20 protein-coding genes are annotated in these 18368 nt (G+C 34.2%); 4 read left to right on the top strand and 16 right to left on the bottom strand.

The annotated features are described in order from the left end of the window. Positions 1-40: 40 nt before the first annotated feature. Complete coding sequence (locus tag DK441_RS24775; protein WP_109853228.1) at positions 41-619, bottom strand: hypothetical protein; 579 nt, start codon at positions 617-619, stop codon at positions 41-43. 125 nt (positions 620-744) lie between these two features. Here DK441_RS24775 and DK441_RS24770 point away from each other — a divergent pair, with 125 nt between their 5' ends. Beyond that, complete coding sequence (locus DK441_RS24770; RefSeq protein ID WP_109853227.1) at positions 745-1953, top strand: multidrug effflux MFS transporter; 1209 nt, start codon at positions 745-747, stop codon at positions 1951-1953. A 28-nt stretch (positions 1954-1981) separates the two neighbouring features. On the opposite strand, the gene DK441_RS26825 is transcribed toward DK441_RS24770, so the two are convergent. The 3 genes from DK441_RS26825 to DK441_RS24760 all read right to left on the bottom strand — a co-directional run bounded on the left by DK441_RS26825 (position 1982) and on the right by DK441_RS24760 (position 3703). Beyond that, entirely contained in the window at positions 1982-2140 is a 159-nt protein-coding gene (locus DK441_RS26825; protein ID WP_160112269.1) for a hypothetical protein, read from the bottom strand. A gap of 137 nt (positions 2141-2277) precedes the next feature. Then, positions 2278-2538, bottom strand: a complete 261-nt coding sequence (locus tag DK441_RS24765) for a carboxypeptidase-like regulatory domain-containing protein (RefSeq protein ID WP_109853226.1) — start codon at positions 2536-2538, stop codon at positions 2278-2280. Between the two features lie 73 nt (positions 2539-2611). Next, on the bottom strand, positions 2612-3703 hold the full coding sequence (locus DK441_RS24760; RefSeq protein ID WP_109853225.1) for a serine protease: 1092 nt from the start codon (positions 3701-3703) through the stop codon (positions 2612-2614). A gap of 253 nt (positions 3704-3956) precedes the next feature. On the opposite strand from DK441_RS24760, the gene DK441_RS24755 reads away from it, so the two are divergent. The 3 genes from DK441_RS24755 (at position 3957) to DK441_RS24745 (ending at position 9249) form a co-directional block, all read left to right on the top strand. Continuing rightward, complete coding sequence (locus tag DK441_RS24755) at positions 3957-4544, top strand: YceI family protein (protein ID WP_109853224.1); 588 nt, start codon at positions 3957-3959, stop codon at positions 4542-4544. 111 nt (positions 4545-4655) lie between these two features. Further along, positions 4656-8708 (top strand): DUF4132 domain-containing protein, encoded by a 4053-nt coding sequence (locus DK441_RS24750; RefSeq protein WP_109853223.1) that lies wholly within the window; start codon positions 4656-4658, stop codon positions 8706-8708. Further along, a complete protein-coding gene (locus DK441_RS24745) occupies positions 8701-9249 on the top strand; it encodes a hypothetical protein (RefSeq protein WP_109853222.1) in 549 nt (182 codons plus the stop codon). The genes DK441_RS24750 and DK441_RS24745 overlap by 8 nt, the downstream gene beginning before the upstream one ends. A gap of 86 nt (positions 9250-9335) precedes the next feature. Here DK441_RS24745 and DK441_RS24740 read toward each other — a convergent pair whose 3' ends face one another. The 12 genes from DK441_RS24740 to DK441_RS24685 form a co-directional block, all read right to left on the bottom strand. Then, positions 9336-9878, bottom strand: coding sequence for a 4'-phosphopantetheinyl transferase superfamily protein (locus DK441_RS24740; RefSeq protein WP_109853221.1), 543 nt, complete (start codon positions 9876-9878; stop codon positions 9336-9338). After that, positions 9875-10129 (bottom strand): acyl carrier protein, encoded by a 255-nt coding sequence (locus tag DK441_RS24735; RefSeq protein WP_024770212.1) that lies wholly within the window; start codon positions 10127-10129, stop codon positions 9875-9877. Before DK441_RS24735 ends, DK441_RS24740 begins: the two co-directional genes overlap by 4 nt. 45 nt (positions 10130-10174) lie before the next feature. After that, entirely contained in the window at positions 10175-11452 is a 1278-nt protein-coding gene (locus DK441_RS24730) for a beta-ketoacyl synthase (protein WP_109853220.1), read from the bottom strand. Further along, a complete protein-coding gene (locus tag DK441_RS24725) occupies positions 11442-12344 on the bottom strand; it encodes an alpha/beta hydrolase (RefSeq protein WP_109853219.1) in 903 nt (300 codons plus the stop codon). The genes DK441_RS24730 and DK441_RS24725 overlap by 11 nt, the downstream gene beginning before the upstream one ends. A gap of 3 nt (positions 12345-12347) precedes the next feature. Further along, complete coding sequence (locus tag DK441_RS24720; protein WP_109853627.1) at positions 12348-12785, bottom strand: 3-hydroxyacyl-ACP dehydratase FabZ family protein; 438 nt, start codon at positions 12783-12785, stop codon at positions 12348-12350. Positions 12786-12798: 13 nt separating this feature from the next. Continuing rightward, positions 12799-13281 carry a hypothetical protein gene (locus DK441_RS24715; protein WP_160112268.1) on the bottom strand — a complete coding sequence of 161 codons (483 nt, stop codon included), beginning with the start codon at positions 13279-13281 and terminating at the stop codon, positions 12799-12801. Between the two features lie 14 nt (positions 13282-13295). After that, on the bottom strand, positions 13296-14087 hold the full coding sequence (locus DK441_RS24710) for an SDR family oxidoreductase (protein ID WP_200822902.1): 792 nt from the start codon (positions 14085-14087) through the stop codon (positions 13296-13298). 51 nt (positions 14088-14138) lie between these two features. Then, the gene (locus DK441_RS24705; protein WP_109853216.1) at positions 14139-15191 is read right to left on the bottom strand and encodes a type III polyketide synthase; all 1053 of its coding nucleotides are present in this window, start codon (positions 15189-15191) and stop codon (positions 14139-14141) included. 20 nt (positions 15192-15211) lie between these two features. Further along, a complete protein-coding gene (locus DK441_RS24700; protein WP_109853215.1) occupies positions 15212-15931 on the bottom strand; it encodes a methyltransferase domain-containing protein in 720 nt (239 codons plus the stop codon). Further along, positions 15925-17055, bottom strand: a complete 1131-nt coding sequence (locus tag DK441_RS24695; protein ID WP_109853626.1) for an NAD(P)/FAD-dependent oxidoreductase — start codon at positions 17053-17055, stop codon at positions 15925-15927. The genes DK441_RS24700 and DK441_RS24695 overlap by 7 nt, the downstream gene beginning before the upstream one ends. An 80-nt stretch (positions 17056-17135) precedes the next feature. Then, positions 17136-17828 carry an OmpA family protein gene (locus tag DK441_RS24690; RefSeq protein ID WP_109853214.1) on the bottom strand — a complete coding sequence of 231 codons (693 nt, stop codon included), beginning with the start codon at positions 17826-17828 and terminating at the stop codon, positions 17136-17138. A gap of 17 nt (positions 17829-17845) precedes the next feature. After that, complete coding sequence (locus DK441_RS24685) at positions 17846-18325, bottom strand: lipocalin family protein (protein ID WP_109853213.1); 480 nt, start codon at positions 18323-18325, stop codon at positions 17846-17848. Between the last annotated feature and the right edge of the window lie 43 nt (positions 18326-18368).

Raw genomic sequence — 18368 nt, 5'->3', positions numbered from 1 at the left:
AGTTTCAGTGAATCAGATTATAAGTAGAAAATTTTAGCTTCTAAAACCTATACCTTCCTCGGACATATAATAAATTTGGGGTTCCATAATATCCAAACTCAGATGTGCCAAAGTTTAGATTATGATTTACCTCTAAAGAAAAATTAGTATCAAAATCATACCCCATACCATATATAAACTTGGTCTGTAAAGGAACTTCTATATCATAGATATCTACATTTCGTGTGAGTTCTATTTCCAAACCAGAATAAAGATGAAATTTATTTGTTAATTGTAATTTTCCTCTAATCGGCATTTTAAAAACATCTGCAGAAAGATATGTATCATTATACCCCTGTATTTCTATAAACAAATTTGAATTTACTTGGTAGTCAATTGTAAAATATGCATGCTGTTCACGACTTGATAGTCCAGAATACGAAAATCCACCAATTGCTAACTTTGATTTCTTATCTGCTACCCCATTTGCATCTGTTTCTTTTTCCTGAGCATATATTTGTTTTCCGGATAAGAAAACAGAACATACAACTCCTATTACAAGTACGTAACGCCTTCTTCTAAGTATTCGAAACAGTTTTAACCTTTGTCTATTATATGTTAAAGTGTCACTATTTCTCATAATTAAGTGATGGTATTGGTTAAAAAAGTACAATTCACATAAAAGACTATTAAAAATGGTGTAACGTTACAGAATATAACATTCTGCTTTAAACCTTTGTGGGCCAAATGCATTACTTTTGCCAGATGCAAAAAAATAAGTTAGCCCAGTTCGAATTTGTAACCCTTATGGCATCTCTAATGTCTATCGTAGCTTTGGCTATAGATGCACTTTTACCTGCGTTAGATATTATTGGGATTACTATTGGCACCCGGCAAGTCGCAGACAATCAGTTATTAATAACCATGATTTTTCTGGGCCTTGGTATTGGTCCGTTATTTTTTGGTCCCATATCAGATAGTATAGGAAGAAAACCTGTTGTATATATGGGACTATTACTTTTTATTATCGCAAGCTTTATCTGCGTTTTTGCTACAAGTATAGAAATGATGGTATTGGGTCGAATTCTGCAAGGTATCGGATTATCTGCTCCCAGAACTATTGCTATTGCCATGATTCGAGATATTTATAGCGGAGATTATATGGCACGTATCATGTCATTTATTACTGTAGTATTTCTTTTGGTGCCTATTATTGCTCCTGCATTAGGTAAATTTGTATTAGATCATTATGATTGGCAAACCATTTTTTATGTACAAGTACTATTTAGTATACTAGTCTCTTTTTGGTTTTGGAAACGACAAGCCGAAACCCTCGAAATATCTAAACGTATAAAATTTACATCTACTATTTTTATAGATGGCCTGAAGGAATTAATGCAATACAAAACAACCATGGGCTATACGCTTATTTCGGGCTTCATTGTGGGGTCTTTTATGGTATATCTTAGTACTTCTCAACAAATTTTTGAACAGCAATATCAATTAAAAGAAGAATTTCCGTATATATTTGGTCTTTTGGCAATCTCTATAGGTTCTGCTATTTTCTTAAACGGAACACTGGTTTTAAAATATGGTATGGAGAAACTGGTTACCACTTCTCTACTCGCATTTTTTGCGATTTCACTTTTGTATATTGTATTATTTTATGATTCTTCAAATCCAAGCGTAGGTATATTATTGCTTTTCTTCGGAATGCAATTTTTTGCTATTGGTTTTTTATTTGGAAATTTAAGGGCGTTGGCCATGCAACCTATTGGTCATATTGCGGGAATAGGTGCTGCAATCACAGGTTTTGTTTCTACTATTATGGCAGTCCCTATTAGCACTTATATAGGAAGATTTGTTTCGGGTACTACCCTACCTCTATTTATAGGGTTTTTGGTCTGTGCACTACTTTCAATTATAATTCTGGTATATCTAAAAGTATCTGTAAAACAACAACGTGCTACTTAATTAACAGAGTGATTACTTGTGTTGATCACTATGCTTTTTTAGGGTCATCTGGTATAGATAGATCACCATTTCCGGCAATGGCGAACTGATCTCTCTTTGATCCGTATCCAAAATTTGAAGACCTACGGTATTTATTCTGGAAATCTGCGAATCGTCTTTTTCTAGTGGTTTTTTCTTTACTACTCATAGTGGAAAGTTTTAGTGAATCACGCGACTAACAATTAATTCTCTTTCTAAGTTATCATTTTTTTTAATTTTAGTCTACTCATTTGTAGTACTTTATATTTATTTTAAGATACGTACGAACAATCCTTCTTTTAGGATTTAGAGTTCAATAAAAATTTCCTGTTCTTCGTTTGTATTTAGTAGGATTGAAATTTTTCTGTTTGCATACCCCCCTGCGATAATGAGTATATCGTATTTTCCTGGAGTCAGATCATTCCAGAAAAAAGCTCCAGCATCATCGGTTACTTGTGCTATATCTACTAATCGTGTCATCCCGGTGATCGTTAAAGTTATTACTGCTTCTTCTACAGGTTTTTTAGATTTTTGATCTACTATTTTTCCTCTAATTGTAGCTGCCATTAGTACTTATATTTGTTTTTTAAAGAATGAGCATTCTCTTTTATAAAAATGCTCATCCTTTTTGTTTTACTTACTATTTGTATTTGTTTTTCCAGTTTTTGAGATTCTTAAACACTGGTTTTGTAATTCGAGTAGCAGAGTTCCCCAAAGAATATCCATTGGTATGGATTCCTACAGCATAGCGTTTACCATTTTTGATTCGCCATACCGGAGAACCACTTTGTCCTCCTGCAGTATCAATATTGTATACTAATGTTCTGGATGTAACGGTTTTAATTTTTCTGGCATGCCACCATTGTGTACCTGCTGGTTTATCCCCAGGATATCCAGAAAGGTTTACTTTTAGTCCCAATAAATCAAAGAAACCATAATTTCCATATCCAAAATATCCTACTTTGTTACCATACTTACAGTTTTTTGGTAATATGATTGCTCCATAGTCATGACTTCTCTTTTTACTCTTAGTCCATCCTTTAACCGAATGGAAATGAGAAGACTTACATGATCCGTATGGTTTTTTACTACCATTTCTTCCTGGGATTACTTCGATACTCTTGGCCCAGCCACCATGCTTATGCATATAGACCACATGGCCCGCCGTAATAACTGTTCTGGGACCAATAAGAAATCCTGTGCCAATCCAATTAGTACCATCTTTCGCTTTAATTCTTAAAGAACAGATAGCACGCCAGGGATACTTGGTTGTTCCCTTAATTTGTTTACGATCATCTTTACCGATAACAACTTCCTGCATCATTTTCTTACCACTTTCGCTACGCATTAGCATTGCTGCAGTAGGATCTCCAAACTCTGCATAATATGCATCCAAAAGATTTTCTTCATCCTCTTCTTCGCTTTCTTGCTCTTCTAACACCGAGTAGTCGTAGCCCGAAACTTTTTCCAGAGTTCCTTCTTCGGTTTGAGAACCTTCTGTTATGCCACTTTCATTACCTTCAAAAGGAGTTTCAAGGTCTTCAAAATCCTGATCACCCCCACTATTTTCACTACTCACCTCTAAGTAGTCATTGGCAGATTCTTCTGTTTCCTCTCCCAAGGTATCATCGAATTCTTCGGATTCTATTATATCTCCAGTTCCTTCAAAAGCCTCTTCGATAACCGTTGTTTCATCTGTATTCTGATCTTCATATATTCCATTTTTCTTCATGATCTGTGTTTTTATAAAATTTGTTATATCGAGAGTTCTTATGCATAGTTTCCCTCTACTTCTTTTAAAATTGCAATTTTATTAAGAGCAAAAGTATAAATAACCATACTTTCTGTAAAGAGTTAAAAAGCTGTAAATCAAAAGGTTAAATACCTGTTAGCTTTATAGTTGAATGATGGTATACAATTGGGGTAAATAAACCCTTGGAATGGTTCTTGATTATTTCTAACTTAGTAACATTATAATTATCCCTATGAGAACTTTTCTCTACATATTGATTGGTATTTTGTATGCTCAAGGATTTGGGCAAGATATTATTCCTAACGCTACACAATTACCAACCAGCCCGACTTCTGATTATGCCTTAATCAATGACTATCAAGGCATCGTTTTCGATAAAGAAAAGTCAAGAGTTTCTTTTGATTTTATAAAAGATAAAACTTCTGGTACTATTGCAGGTTTAGACTTTAAGATTAATTTCAACCCTAAAGACCCGGAGAACGCAAGTTTTAAAGGTACTGCACTTATTAATACACTAGATACCGATAATTTTTTGCGTGACGGGCATTTAATGTGGGAAAAATTCTTCTATAGAAAAAAATACCCAAAAATAAGATTTGTGAGTACCGATGTAGTTGCTTTTGACACCAATACTTATAAAGTTATTGGCAACCTTACTATTAAGGGAATACAAAAAGAAGTGATTATCACGTTCTCTCTTGATGACAAAAAATTATTAGGCAAAACTACGATTCACTCTAGTGATTTTGATGTTAATATTCACGACAAACGAGAGCAAAACAAATTAGATATTCGTTTTTATTTTCCGATACTTAGATAGTTTTTTTAGTATTTAATTACCTCCATTTTTTCACTGAAAACAGTGGTGCTATTTCTTACCGTTAATTATATATTTGAAGCTCTTAGATAGAGTTTTAAATATTGCGCATTCATGAAAAAACAATTGGTTAATGATACCAAAATCTGGAAAATAGAAACCAGTGGTACATCTTATAAAGTAGCTTATGGTGGTATTGGAAATACACTACGCACAAATAAGAAAGATTTTGAGTCTGAAGAAAAATGCAAAAAAGAAGCTGAAAAAGCTGTACAATCAAAAATAAAAGGAGGATATACCGAACTTACACTTCATATTCCTGGTGTAGAACCCGATACTTTGTTTAAAGTCCAACAGGCATTACACGAAAAAAGTAAAACTCTGGATTTAACCGAAAATGTGTTTAAAAAAAAGGATCCCAGATTGCTTCCGCTAATTTGTAAATGTACAGGATTAGAAGAATTACGAATAAGTGGATTTGAAGATAATATTCCTAAAGAAATAGGAAACTTAACAAATTTGAGGATACTTGACATAGAAGGTGATTATTTTCAAAAAGTCAAGATTCCTGATACTATTATGGAACTCAAAAATTTAGAGGAACTATCTATAAGAAGTGCTAATTATTCTAGTATATCTAAAATAGATCAACTGTCTAAATTAACTATATTAAAGTTAGATAGCCTTCCTAATATTGAAGGATTACCCGTATCGATCGGTAAATTATCGCAACTAAAATTGTTAGTTTTTAAGAGTAACAGAACAGAAACCTATGGAGCTCCGCTTCCTCAAGCACCAATAATTTCGAAAGAAATCGGAGATTTAACAGCTTTAGAATCACTCGACCTGTCAGGAAATTGTTTAACCGCTTTGCCTGCAGAAATCGGAAAGCTTAAAAATCTTACAGAATTAAAACTTAATGTAAACCACTTTGATCATTTTCCGCTCAGCATTTGTGAGTTAGACGCTTTAGAAACATTAGAATTGGATTACTGTAAAAAAATAACTGCAATCCCAAAGGAATTTGTCAATCTTACCGAATTAGAAGATTTTGAAATAGAGATAGATAATATTAAGAATATTCCAAAGGATATTATTGGGAGTAGTTTTTTTATAGATATTTCAGGGATTAGAGAATTTTTATCCAAAGAAGAGAAAGAAGAAAAAATAATCAATATCCCAGAAGTCCCAGCTAATAAATCCGAACTAGTTTCAGAAAGATTAGATAAAATAACCGAAGTTTTTGATGAGATAAAGGATGATGTTTATGAAAGTGAACAGGCTAATGTAGAGGTATTACAAAAATTTATACTAGGTGAATCTGATGAATTACCAGAAGCAAAGAGAATCAATTATAATGATCATGAACCTATTATTACCCTTCTTGCTCCTATTACCGATTGGAATTTTATTGATTATAGAATCCTTTGTTTCATTTGCCAGGACGCCTTTTATTTTGAGAAACAAAACCGTTTTATTGATGGCCCTTCATATAGAGGCTACCATGAAGATTTTTTCTCTAAATGGTTCATTCCTCAGTTAGAGAAAGAAGAACCGGATCAGGATTTGTTTAGTATAATACTAGAACGTTTAGCAACTGTAGGGATTAATGAGCAAACATGCTTTTCTGCTTTTTTATCAGAAATGTCTTCAGAAACCTCGTTTAGTCTCTCTAATGAAACCCCAAACTCTGTTGGTAGATACCTTTTGGCGAGATTAGAAGAGGATGCTAATTCTGTTTTTGATCAGGTAATTACCTATCGTATACGAACTCCGTTTATTACTTTCATGCTAAAAAATAACAGGGAATTACTAGATATTCACCTCTCTAAACTTCTATTCATTGGGGAATATAAAGGTTCTGGTGGTGCGCAACGTCATATCCCTTTCTATTTACTGGAAACATTATGTGATTTTGATTTCGAATCATATGAAGGTTATATTCATGATTTATTACAGCAAACAGATTGTCATGAATGCATTATGGAGTGCTATCGAATATTGATCTACCATGCCAAAGAAAAATATCAGGCAGAAACATTTATAAAGGTACAGGAAACCCTAAAAATCATCTCTGCAGAAAAGAAAAATGATGCAAGTTTTAAATTTTCATGGTCATTAGGTCGTCGGTATTTTGATTGCACACCAGAATTTATTGATTGGGCATTAGAACTATTCGTATTAGAGCTTAAGGATACTGTTTTTGAGTATGTTAAAAGCGTAAAAGTGATTGACCTTAACATCACGAGAATAGCAATACAACATTTTGGTCAGGAAGCTGTAGATATTGTTGGAGAAGCCCTAAACATAAATCCGGATAGTTCACGTTCTGAAGAACATTTTAGATATCTTTTTAAGATAATTGATAAAATAGACTATACTAAGTATCACCAAAAGGTTTGGGAATTAGTAAAGGCTAAAAATGAAAGTATCTCAAAAATGGCTTGTCTTGAGCTATCTCGACTATATCAGGATACTATAATCATAAATGAAGCTTTACAATTGCTAAAATCTAAAAAAGATGCAGATAGACTAATAGCGGTTAAGGCTTTACTATTTTTAGAAGATAAACAAGAAAATATTGCATTACGTACCGTTTTTTCAGAATTACTCAAAACCGAGAAAAATGATACCATACGGGAGATTGTTATAGAACTTGTTTATAAAGAGCAAAATTCCAGTACTGTTACTATTCTAGAAATGAAGAATAGAATTAAAGAAATTGAAGCTTTAGGCAAACTCAAAAAACCAGTATTTAGCTGGGCAAATAAACTTCCTGCTCTTTATTGGGCTGATGGTTCTAAGTTTACAAAAAAAGAGATCGACTATATCTTTTATAAACAAAAATGCAGCAATACTGTAGAACCAGATATTGAAGCCTCACCATTGTATTTACTTGTAGATAAAAAGAAATCCCAGGAGTTTGCTACTGTAGTATGGCATAAAGTGCAAAAAAACAAAGGGTTGGTTGCCAAAAACAAACCAGCTTTTGCTGCAATAGGACTTTTTGGAGGAGCCGATATACTTAAGGCTTTGGAAGAAGAAGGATTAAAAAAGCGAAGCGATGCGGCTTGCCAATTACTTGGCCTTATGAGTTCATATGATGCAGCACTGGTACTAGATAAAATCATGAAAAAATACCGTGATAGATATAGCGTTGCTGCAACGGCAGAGGAAGCTCTTATAACTATTGCTGATCATTTGGATCTAACCTTCCTTGAATTGCAAGAGCGTATGATTCCTGATTTTGATTTTCCTGGTCGTGAACTACAGATACATGAAGGCAGAGCAACGTACACTATGCTCATTGATGTAAATCTTCAATTTAAATTTAGAAATGATACAGGAAAAATTATACGAACAGTACCTAAAGCTTCTGCTGATTTTAAGAAAGTTATAAAAGAAAACACAAAAATACTTAATGATGTAGCAAAACAATTTGCACAGTCGATGGAGATGCATTTGGTTACACAACGACATTGGCCCGCAGCCGACTGGAAAGCGTTTTTTATGGAGAATCCCGTTGCTTTTGCCTTTTCTCAAAGTGCTGTGTGGGTTAAGAATGATACCCAAGAAAGCTTCATTGTTCTCGAAGATGGTTCTTTTGTAGATGTATGTTCTAACACCATTTTACTAAAAGATACCGATAAAATAATGCTAGCGCATCCTTTACCTTTAGGTGTAGATCTTACCAAAAGTTGGTTAGCGTATTTTAGTACTAAAAATATTACATCAACTTTTAAACAATTAGAAAGAACTATTGAAAAACTCACAGAAGAGCATAAAGAAACAACCCTATCCAAAATATTCACTGAAAAACACCAACAAGTAAGTATTTTTAGATACCGAGCGATGAAAAAAGGCTGGAAAAGAGGATCTGTGACAGACGGTGGTGGTGTAACTTCGTATAAGAAAACATTTTCTGCAGATAACATCGATGCTTTTATAGATACCAATAATCTTCCGGTTAGAGAAAGTTATCAAGAGAATATGGATTCAGGAGCATTTTATTTTGTAGTTAAAGATGCTGTGCAAACCGGGAGTTATGTTTATGACAACCCTACATCGGCAACAGATAAAAGATTAATACCTTTTAAAGATGTACCACCAATTGTATATTCTGAAGCTTTGGCAGATATCAGATTTATAATGGAACCTGATGAGTAAGGTTAAAACAGATCTCGAAATTGCTTTTTTGGCTTTGAAACATACCACTATTGAGAAAGTGTGGTACAAAGGTGTGTTTAGTATCAATACAACGTATCATGCGATACAGGAAGGAATTTTTATACAGTGTACCGATGGTGAGGTATTTCATATCTATACCGCAGATGAATTAAAACTTGGGTTTTTACAAGGGGTATATATTAAGAGAATCAGGTATTGGGAAAGAGAAAAGAAATACTTTAGAAAGATATATGATGCATCCCCTCACTGGCAGTCCTATCTTGGAGAGGAAATAACATCGGTTTTTTTAAACTGGAAGTTTATTTATAAAAGTAAATGTACATTTGGAAACCCAAAATCGAATACAGATTACCCTCATGATGTAGAACTGCATTTCAGGAATGAAAAAGATGTAAGTATGGCTGCTGTCAAAATTATTGATGAAGACACCGATCCAATATTAGGATTCCCGCAATTAACCCTCTTTTTTGATAAAAAAGAACGGGATAAATGGTGCGATAGGGGTAAATTTTATCAGTAAGTTGTGTATAAAAGAATAAGAAACAAAGCTTAATTGCTTTTTAGATCCTATTACTGTTGAAATCTAATTCAATTAACGACAAATTGTTAAATTGAAACGACAAATGCCGAGTATTTTCCGTGATGTGTTAGTGACAGCGGTAATTGTATTGTTTTTTGATCAATATGTACTAAGGGAATTCCTCTACTATTTTTAGTAAAATAAATGAGAGACGAATCTATATTTAGTTTTTCAGAAATTGTTTCTTTTAACTTAGAACGTGTATTCATTGCTTTATCATATACTGAAGAGTGATAATCTACATCAGATACCACTGCAATGCTATACACATATTCCTTTTGCGTCTCTGTATGTGTTTTATAACTGTAATTACCAACATAGACCTCTCTATTTGGTGTGCATTCAAAATTTTTGGGGTTATACCTGCGAGAAAGATTAAATCGCCTCTGGTGAGCTTTATATGCCGCCTCTTTCATACTCCAAAACTGCCAGAGCTGCAATTCTATTTTTTCTGAAGCAAAAATATACTGTTGTTCCTGTATGGTAAATATTTTTTGAAGCCACCCTCTTCTCTGCCAGTTACTCTGGGCTTTGGCCAATTGAAGATCTACAATATCATTACCAATCATTTGGACGCTAATTTATCTTCTATAACGGCTATTGAAGCTTTAATAGTTAACATCTTCTCCATCGATTCATTATCAATCTCAATATCGAATTCATCTTCAACATCAAGTACTACATCTACCAGATTTGCAGAATTAATTTCCAGATCTTTTATAAAATCAGTGTTTTCGGTAAGGGTATTAAGCCCTTCTTCATTTTGCACATACGGCGTTATGATTGTTTTTAATTTAGAAAGTAATTCTTCTTTTGTCATAATTTAATTAGAGTTGATTCAATATTTATTTTTGATACTATTCTTTTATGTGTATTTTTTAAAGATAACGCAAGCATTTACATCTCCAAATCCAAAACTAGCTTTTGCGATAATATTGGGAGCATAATCCAATGTTTTGGTAGGGATTCGATCCCTGGATACCCAATTTTCTATTTCGGGATGTAAATCTTCACAATTTGTATTTCCAAAGATGAAGTCCTCTTTTAATTGCAATACAGTAGCTACGCTTTCTATACTACCAGAAGCTGCCAGGCAATGCCCTACCATACTCTTAAGTGAATTGATATACGGAAAATCCTGTCCTTTTCGTTCTAAGGCGATGCACCAATTTTGTATTTCGACACTATCCATCGTTGTAGCGGTTAGATGACCATTGATTGCATCGATTTTTCCCGGATCTATTCCTGCATCCGCTACCGCTTTACGAATACAATGCTGTACCGCTTCACTATTAGGAGCTGTCATACTTCCCCCTTTACGTTGCCCACCGCTATTTACATGTCCGCCCAAAATCTCTGCATAGATTGTAGCTCCTCTTTTTTGGGCACTATCCAGGCTTTCGATAACCAAAGCCCCTGCTCCACTCCCAGGTACAAAACCACTAGCTGTGGCACTCATAGGTCGCGAAGCACTAGTAGGATTATCATTATACTTATATGGGAGAATACGCATAGCATCAAAGCCTCCCCACACATAGGGACCACTATCATTTGTACTACCCGCCAGAATGATTTCTGCTTTACCATCACTTATCCGGTCATAAGCCATCAAAATAGCTTCGGTACCTGTACTGCAAGCCGAAGAATTAGTAGTAACCACATTTCCGCATCCTAATATACCGCCTAAAAAAGCACTAATACCACTGGCCATAGTTTGCGTAACTGTGGTACTACCCAACCGTCTTACTTTGCCTTCGTCTACTTTATAAATTGCTTCTCTAAATTTATCGACACCTAATATTCCGGTTCCAAAAATAACACCAGCATCCCAAAGTGGTGTTTCAGAATCATTGATAGGCAACTTGGAATCTTTCCAAGCATCCATACCTGCAATAACTCCATATTCCATACCAGAAGCATTCAATCCACGCAATTGAATAGAGTTAAAGTAATTATTTAAATAATCTTCTTTATATAATGGTAAACCAGCTAGTTGACAAGAGAAATTAAGATGATTTAATTCTTCTATATATTGTATACCACTTACTCCATCACGAACATGTTTTTTAAACATTGAAACGTTCGTTCCATTTGGAGCGACTACACCTAAACCTGTTATAACTACACGCCTTCTATTTATCATTCATAGCTGAGTTAATAATCGATACTATTTCCTTTATAGCAATTTTAGCTTCAGATAGTATAGGTAGTATTGGCCATATATGTGGCATTCCTTTTCCTTTAATAACTTCTATTTTACCTTGTGCCTCTTTTATTTTATCTATTAGCACCTCTTGATCAGGCGTACAGATGTCATTTGTAGCAGTAAATAGGTGCATTGGTGGGAAATCGTTAAAATCACCGTATACTGGGGAAATCATCTGATCTTTTAACGATAATTGACCTGCACACATCTTCTTTGCAGATTTCACTCCTTTCACACTAAGAATAGGATCTATCAAATCAATTTCCTTAATTTTTGGGTTTGTTAAGCTGGCGTCCATCATTGGTGTAATCGCTATTAACCTATTTGGTAATTTAGATTCTTCTTTTAGCAATCGTTGCGTAAGAGTCATTATCAAATTCCCGCCTACAGAATCACCGATTAGAATGATTTTGGATGGATCGTATGTTTTTATCGCTTCGAGATACACTTGATATATGCTTTCTGTTATTGTTTTAATAGTGTTTTCTGGTGCTTTTGGGTAATCTACCATCCAGGCATGAGAACGTGCTTGTTTTGCGATCTTAGTGATTGCTAACCAGTTTTCTCGGGTAGGACCATAAACAAAGGCTCCTCCGTGACAATACAATAACAAAAAATCTGTATTGGTATTTTTAGGGACAATACTGGTTACTTTACTATTGTATACCTCTTTAGTTTCAAAGGTACTACCTAATAAAAGCTTTGTATTAGGGGTGTGTATATCTTGTTTTCTTTTTTTATGGTATTCAATAGGATCTTGAGACCAGGATTTCTTTTCTCCTTTCAGTCTAAGTACTAATTTTACTAACGAATATCCTATACTACTCATCTTTTATTTTTTAAAAGCTACCCCTGCTACAATTCCTTTAGCAACCAACACGTCCTCAGAATTATACATGACAACCTTACATTTTAACTTATTAAATCTAAAATATTCTTTAGTAGCAATTACAGTCACTTTCTCTTCAGGATAAACAGGGTGGTAAAAATTAACATCACTACTGGTCATTGCTACTCCAAAATTGGTTTTACTCCATTCTCCTTTCAAAAGATAAATCCCAAAACACGCCATCCCGATTTGAGCCATACATTCGGTAAGTATTACTCCAGGAGTAATGGGATTGTCTTTAAAATGTCCCTCATAAAAATATTCATCCTTTAGAAATGTATAACTCCCTTTTATATGATGATCATCAATCTCCAGAATTTCATCTACAAACAAAAAGGGTTTGCTGTAGGGTAGTTCTTGTATAATATCTTCTATATCCAAAATTAAATGAGTTTTAAAATGCGCATCCATCCGGAAGCGGTTGTTTTGTTCCTAAATTATCTGCAAATTCGCTCTCCAAAGTACTTTCTGTAAACCCTACAGCTACACTACCTTTAAATACTTTATCACCATATTTACTTGTGTTCATATGTGCACGCACATACACTATTTGATCTTTTTTAATAGGAACTGGCCCGCCTGATCGTACAAAAGGTTGCTCACTCACATGGCTATGACCTAAAATTCTTCTATAAAACAATTCTCCATCTTCAGAAATAACTTCCCACCAATCTGCATATTGATTACAGCCTTTGTCCGGACTCTTAATACCAACATTAAAAGAGTACTTACCCTCTTCTCCTGTTACTTCGACACTGATAATCTCTGCTTTATTATCATCTGCATCGGTAACTACATCTCCTGTATTATTACTATCTTCTTTACAAGACAGAATGTAAAGCATAATTGGGAGACACAGAATTAACATGTTTTTCATATCTATTTCTATAATTAGTTTAAATGTTCACCTCCATTTACAGGTATCACACAACCATTAATCCAGGAGGCTTCTTCTTTACATAGCAGATACACTACATTCGCTACATCTTCTGGTGTTGTAATTCGATTAAACGGGTTACGCTTTATACTATGCTTCACAATCTGTTCATGACCAGGTATCATTCGTAATGATTGAGTATCTACTGCTCCAGGTTGCAGACAATTGGCTTTAATACCGTAAGGTGCAAATTCTAGTGCTATACTTCTGGTAATGGCTTCGAGGGCTACTTTGGCAGCAGAAACAGCTGCATAATTTTTCCAGGATTTGGTATTTCCTTCACTGGTAAAAGAAATAATTCTTGTATCCTCTGCAAACAATGTTGCTTTAAAAATCGATGTAACCCAATCATAAAGGCTAATTGCCATAGCATCAATAGTTAAATGAAAATCATCATTCTTTAATACATGTTCGGCATCAATCATAGGCTTTAGATTTCCTTTTGCAACGCTATGTACAATTGTTTTTATGCGCCCTTCATCTATGGCATCTTTTATTTCGGCAATAACCCCTATTCGTTTTTCTGGTTTCAAAAGATCTATATTAAATGAAAGAAAACCAACTCCTGTTTCTCTTATTGTTTCAAAATCAGCTTCAATATGATTTATTTCACTTTTACGATTGCGATGCACAATGATAATATTCATGCCATGTAAAGCTAGTTTTTTGGCAGAGGCTAAGCCCAAACCACTACTGCCACCCAAGATGAGTGCCCATTCATTTTTATCTATAAAATCTTTATTCACGCGTTTCATTTAAAAAAGTTTCGACTTCTCGGAAATGAAAAATAGTCTTTTTTACCATTCCAGCAATATTCTTTGTGCAGAAAATCCTGGCCCAAAACTAAGCATAAGTCCTGTTTCTCCTGGCGCCGGGTTTTGTTCTATGAATCGTTCTAACACATACAACACAGTGGCGCTACTCATATTACCGTATTCCATCAGAACAGCTTTTGTATCCTCTATATTCTTTCCTAAATGTCCAAAAAGCTCTTCTACGGTCTGTACTATCTTTTTTCCACCAGGATGAAAAATAAGATGATCTACTTCTTCAATAGTTTTGTTATATTTTGCAAGGAAAGGATGGATAACATTAGGGAAATGGGCGGCAATGGTTTCCGGCACTTTAGGGTCTAATATCATTTGTAAGCCTCCGTTAGTTAGTTTAAAACCCATCATTGTTGTTGCATCATAAAAATGATACATTTCGTCTCCTATAATTTTTGGACCTATAGCATCTTCTTCAGATGATAATAATGTACACGCCGCTCCATCACCAAAAATAGCAGCACTTACCATATTAGTCATGCTATAATCATCTAACTGAAATGTTGCTGTAGGTGATTCTATGGCAATTACCGCAGCTCTCTTTCCCGGATTAGCTTGCAGAAAGTTTCTTGCATAAATAATCCCAGAAACACCTGCTGCACATCCCATTTCTGTAACTGGTAACCTCACAATATCTTGTTTGAGATTAAGATCATTAATAATAAATGCATCAATAGAAGGAATCATAATGCCCGTACAACTTACAGTAATGATGTAATCAAGAGATTTAGGATCCCAATCGACTTTTTCTAAGGCTTTTTTTAAAACAGAAGTCCCTAATTTCTTTATTTCTCTGATATAGATATCGTTTTTCTCCTCAAAAGAAGTTGCCAAAAATACTTCTTCGATACTCATGATCCCATAACGTCGATCTACTGCTGCATTTTCAAAAATCTTAATCACCTTACGTCTGAAACGTTCATTCTGGCCCGATAACCATTCAGAAACAAAGGGTAATATTTCTTTTGTCTCCCGCATGTATTGTGGGAGTTGTTTGGTTACAGCAGTTATTTTTACACTCAATTTTTCTTACTTTTTTAATTTTATTTACTTGCAGTTTTTATAATCCACCGATACCGGAAGGCCCATTTCCAATCCACTTTGTAATCTTGTAGATGAAGTGCTTTGGCAAAATATAACAACTCTTGTTTTTTGAATCCTCTTTTTATAGAAACCAATCCGTCATTTTTTGCCACATACCCTTTAATAAAAAAGAAGCTAAATATTTTAAAAAGATAATATGCCAATGCACTACGATGAAGATCGTTAATTACCACTGCAGTTTTTGCCAGGTTAACAGCTTTTTTAATAATTTTTTTAATCTCCTCGTCTCTAAGATGATGTAATGTTAACGTACAAATAATGATGTCACAAGAAAATTCTGAAGCTTCTATTTCTAAAATGTTTTTGTTAAAAAAGGATATTTCAGGATATGAAGTACTTGTTTTAGTAGCGTAATCTAAACATTTATTATTCAGATCAATACCTATAAATTTTATATTCCTTTTTTCTTTTCTAAACGAATCTGCAATTGCCCTTAACATCTCACCATCACCACAACCTAAATCAAGAATTGTAATCTCTTGTGAAGGATTAAGATTTTTGACCAAAGTGTGTACAGCCTTACTAGTAATTGCATTGCCTCCCAACCATTTGTTTACCCTAGAAATATCGGATAATGCTATTTGCAAAGCCTTTTCTTCAATCTCTGGATTATCCATGAGTTCTACCTCATTACTTCTATATTGTAAATTTGCTAACATATCAAAGGCTCTCCATGGGTTTGTTTTATAATTCTGGGTACAATAGCCGGTATAGTATTAGCTATTGTGTAAGAAAGCTGTTGTAATCTACCATTTAATAAGACTTTTTGTAATGCTCTACCGGTATACAATCTTTTAGAGAATGCTTTATTCCATTGTTTGGTGTATTCTATTTCTATTATTTTTCGGGGAGTTATTAAACCCTGATTATAATTATGTATTAGTAGCTCGCTAAGTATCTGAGCACTTTGTATTGCCATTGCCATACCATTACCACAAAGGGGGTGAATTAAACCAGCAGCATCTCCGGTCATAAAAACGTGATCTTCAACAGGGTTTTTCTTATCAAAATTTATCTGACTTATCGTAATAGGAATATCAAATAATGATTCGGCCTTCTTAAAAAATGTACATAAATGTGGGTTATTACACAGAACCTCCTTTTGAAAGGTATCTAGATCTTTATATTTTTTAAAACTGTCATAAGTAGCCAAATAACACGCATTTACGATGTTGTTTTCTACCATAGAAAGACCACAGTATCCTCCTTCAAAATTATGTAACGAGACTGTATTTGAATCAAAATCTGCCTTGTAGTGAGCCTTAACAGCCAACCAGGGAGATTTTCTATAACTAAAATCTCGTTTTAAAGTTTTATCAAGTTGAGTCCGTTTTCCATATGCACCAATAACATAATCGCTGGTTAGGATACGATCGCCTGCTGTTTTAATTTGGAAACGATTATTATGATAATGTACATCGGTTACCTGATCTTGTATTAGCTGTACTCCTGCTGCCGCTGCTTTTTTCCATAGGTAATAGTCAAGAGCATATCTACTAACTCCAAAACCTCCTAAAGGCAATGTACTTTGTATAGATTTTCCTTTTTGTGTACTTATAATAAATTTTGAAATTCTGGTAGGCTGTAAAGCATTGATATCTATATCTAAAAATTCAAAATATGGTAGTACTTCATTAGATATATATTCGCCACATACTTTGTGTTTTGGATACGTGTTCATTTCGACAAGTGTAACAGGAATACCTGCCTTAGCTAAGTGAATAGCATTGGTTAGTCCGGCAAGCCCTCCGCCAATGATTATTATGTGTGAATACGTGTCCAAGTATTGAAGATACATTAAAAATTAAGCATAAAAAAATCCCGACTGTATAGTAGGGATTTTAAATGTTTTATTACAAAAATTTATTGCTTTACTTGCTTTTGTGCATCTTGCTTCATCTTATCATTAGCAACAATACCAAGCTCAACTCTTCTATTTTTAGCTCTTCCTGCCGGAGTCGCATTATCATATTTTGGAAGTGTCTCTCCGTGAGCATAAGTCGTTAAACGACTCTTGCTTATTCCCTGAGATATTAAATAGTTTGTAACAGCATTTGCTCTTTTTTGAGATAATGACATATTATAATTATCATCACCTGTACTATCTGTATGTCCTTCTACAATAATATTAGTATCTGGATATTCTTTAAAAATACCAGCTAATTTATTAAGATTAGTTTTAGACTTCGAATTAAGAGTAGATTTATTTGTAGCAAAATATACTCCACTATTTTCATCAAATACTACATCTATACCTTCTCCTACTCTTGTTACTTCGGCTCCTGGTATTTCTGACTCAATTTTCTGAGCTTGTTTATCCATTTGCTTACCGATTACACCACCAGCAACACCTCCAACGACACCACCGATGACAGCACCAAGTGCAGAGTTCTTGTTTTTGACATTATTTCCTATAATTCCTCCTATCACAGCTCCAGCTGCAGTACCAATTACTGCTCCTCTTTGTGTGTTATTTGAGTTTTTAACAGCTTCACAACTTGTTAAAATTGCAACAGCCATTACGGCAACCACTATTTTTTTAAGATTTGTCTTCATCATTTATCGATTTGAGTTTATTGTAATTTATTAAAATTCATGGTGATTACAAAAGGTTTCCCCTCTAGGCTTACAGTCATTTTCCATGTCATAGTAGTATCATCAAGGTGATCCAAAAGCATTCTGTAACCAGCATTATTATTTGTACTTTTTTTCTTTTCGTTTATGGGTTTAAACATAAAATAATACGCTCCATTACCCTCGGGCTTAGGAATTGTAAATCTAAAGTTTCTTGCTCCTGTAGAAACACAACTACTTTGATTTACTTCATATTTTCCGGTATTATTATTTGGGATAAATTTCCAGACACTTCCTGTAAAACATTCGGCAGAGGCATCATTATATAGATTTACTTCAAATATCCCCTGACGGTCATAAGAGATTTTGTCAAGAGACCACTCCCCTTTCAGGGTCTTTTTTGCTGCAATAACGGTTTGTTGAGTAGTATTACAGGAAGCCAGTAGTACAACTACCAACGCTAACATAAGTTTTTTCATTGTCGTGAGTTTTATTATATAAAAATAGCTAATAACGATAACG

Origin of the sequence: Aquimarina sp. AU58 (assembly GCF_900312745.1) — a bacterium.
Lineage (GTDB): Bacteria > Bacteroidota > Bacteroidia > Flavobacteriales > Flavobacteriaceae > Aquimarina > Aquimarina spinulae.
This window is presented reverse-complemented; position numbering and strand designations above follow the sequence as displayed.

What these genes read in the sequence shown, in the direction of transcription:
- DK441_RS24760 (WP_109853225.1), bottom strand. Translation starts at nt 3,703, where the DNA reads ATGAAGAAAAATGGAATATATGAAGATCAGAATACAGATGAAACAACG.
- DK441_RS24775 (WP_109853228.1), bottom strand. Translation starts at nt 619, where the DNA reads ATGAGAAATAGTGACACTTTAACATATAATAGACAAAGGTTAAAACTG.
- DK441_RS24750 (WP_109853223.1), top strand. Translation starts at nt 4,656, where the DNA reads ATGAAAAAACAATTGGTTAATGATACCAAAATCTGGAAAATAGAAACC.
- DK441_RS24770 (WP_109853227.1), top strand. Translation starts at nt 745, where the DNA reads ATGCAAAAAAATAAGTTAGCCCAGTTCGAATTTGTAACCCTTATGGCA.
- DK441_RS24730 (WP_109853220.1), bottom strand. Translation starts at nt 11,452, where the DNA reads ATGATAAATAGAAGGCGTGTAGTTATAACAGGTTTAGGTGTAGTCGCT.
- DK441_RS24735 (WP_024770212.1), bottom strand. Translation starts at nt 10,129, where the DNA reads ATGACAAAAGAAGAATTACTTTCTAAATTAAAAACAATCATAACGCCG.
- DK441_RS24745 (WP_109853222.1), top strand. Translation starts at nt 8,701, where the DNA reads ATGAGTAAGGTTAAAACAGATCTCGAAATTGCTTTTTTGGCTTTGAAA.
- DK441_RS24685 (WP_109853213.1), bottom strand. Translation starts at nt 18,325, where the DNA reads ATGAAAAAACTTATGTTAGCGTTGGTAGTTGTACTACTGGCTTCCTGT.
- DK441_RS24765 (WP_109853226.1), bottom strand. Translation starts at nt 2,538, where the DNA reads ATGGCAGCTACAATTAGAGGAAAAATAGTAGATCAAAAATCTAAAAAA.
- DK441_RS24755 (WP_109853224.1), top strand. Translation starts at nt 3,957, where the DNA reads ATGAGAACTTTTCTCTACATATTGATTGGTATTTTGTATGCTCAAGGA.
- DK441_RS24740 (WP_109853221.1), bottom strand. Translation starts at nt 9,878, where the DNA reads ATGATTGGTAATGATATTGTAGATCTTCAATTGGCCAAAGCCCAGAGT.
- DK441_RS24725 (WP_109853219.1), bottom strand. Translation starts at nt 12,344, where the DNA reads ATGAGTAGTATAGGATATTCGTTAGTAAAATTAGTACTTAGACTGAAA.
- DK441_RS24690 (WP_109853214.1), bottom strand. Translation starts at nt 17,828, where the DNA reads ATGAAGACAAATCTTAAAAAAATAGTGGTTGCCGTAATGGCTGTTGCA.
- DK441_RS26825 (WP_160112269.1), bottom strand. Translation starts at nt 2,140, where the DNA reads ATGAGTAGTAAAGAAAAAACCACTAGAAAAAGACGATTCGCAGATTTC.
- DK441_RS24715 (WP_160112268.1), bottom strand. Translation starts at nt 13,281, where the DNA reads ATGAAAAACATGTTAATTCTGTGTCTCCCAATTATGCTTTACATTCTG.
- DK441_RS24700 (WP_109853215.1), bottom strand. Translation starts at nt 15,931, where the DNA reads ATGTTAGCAAATTTACAATATAGAAGTAATGAGGTAGAACTCATGGAT.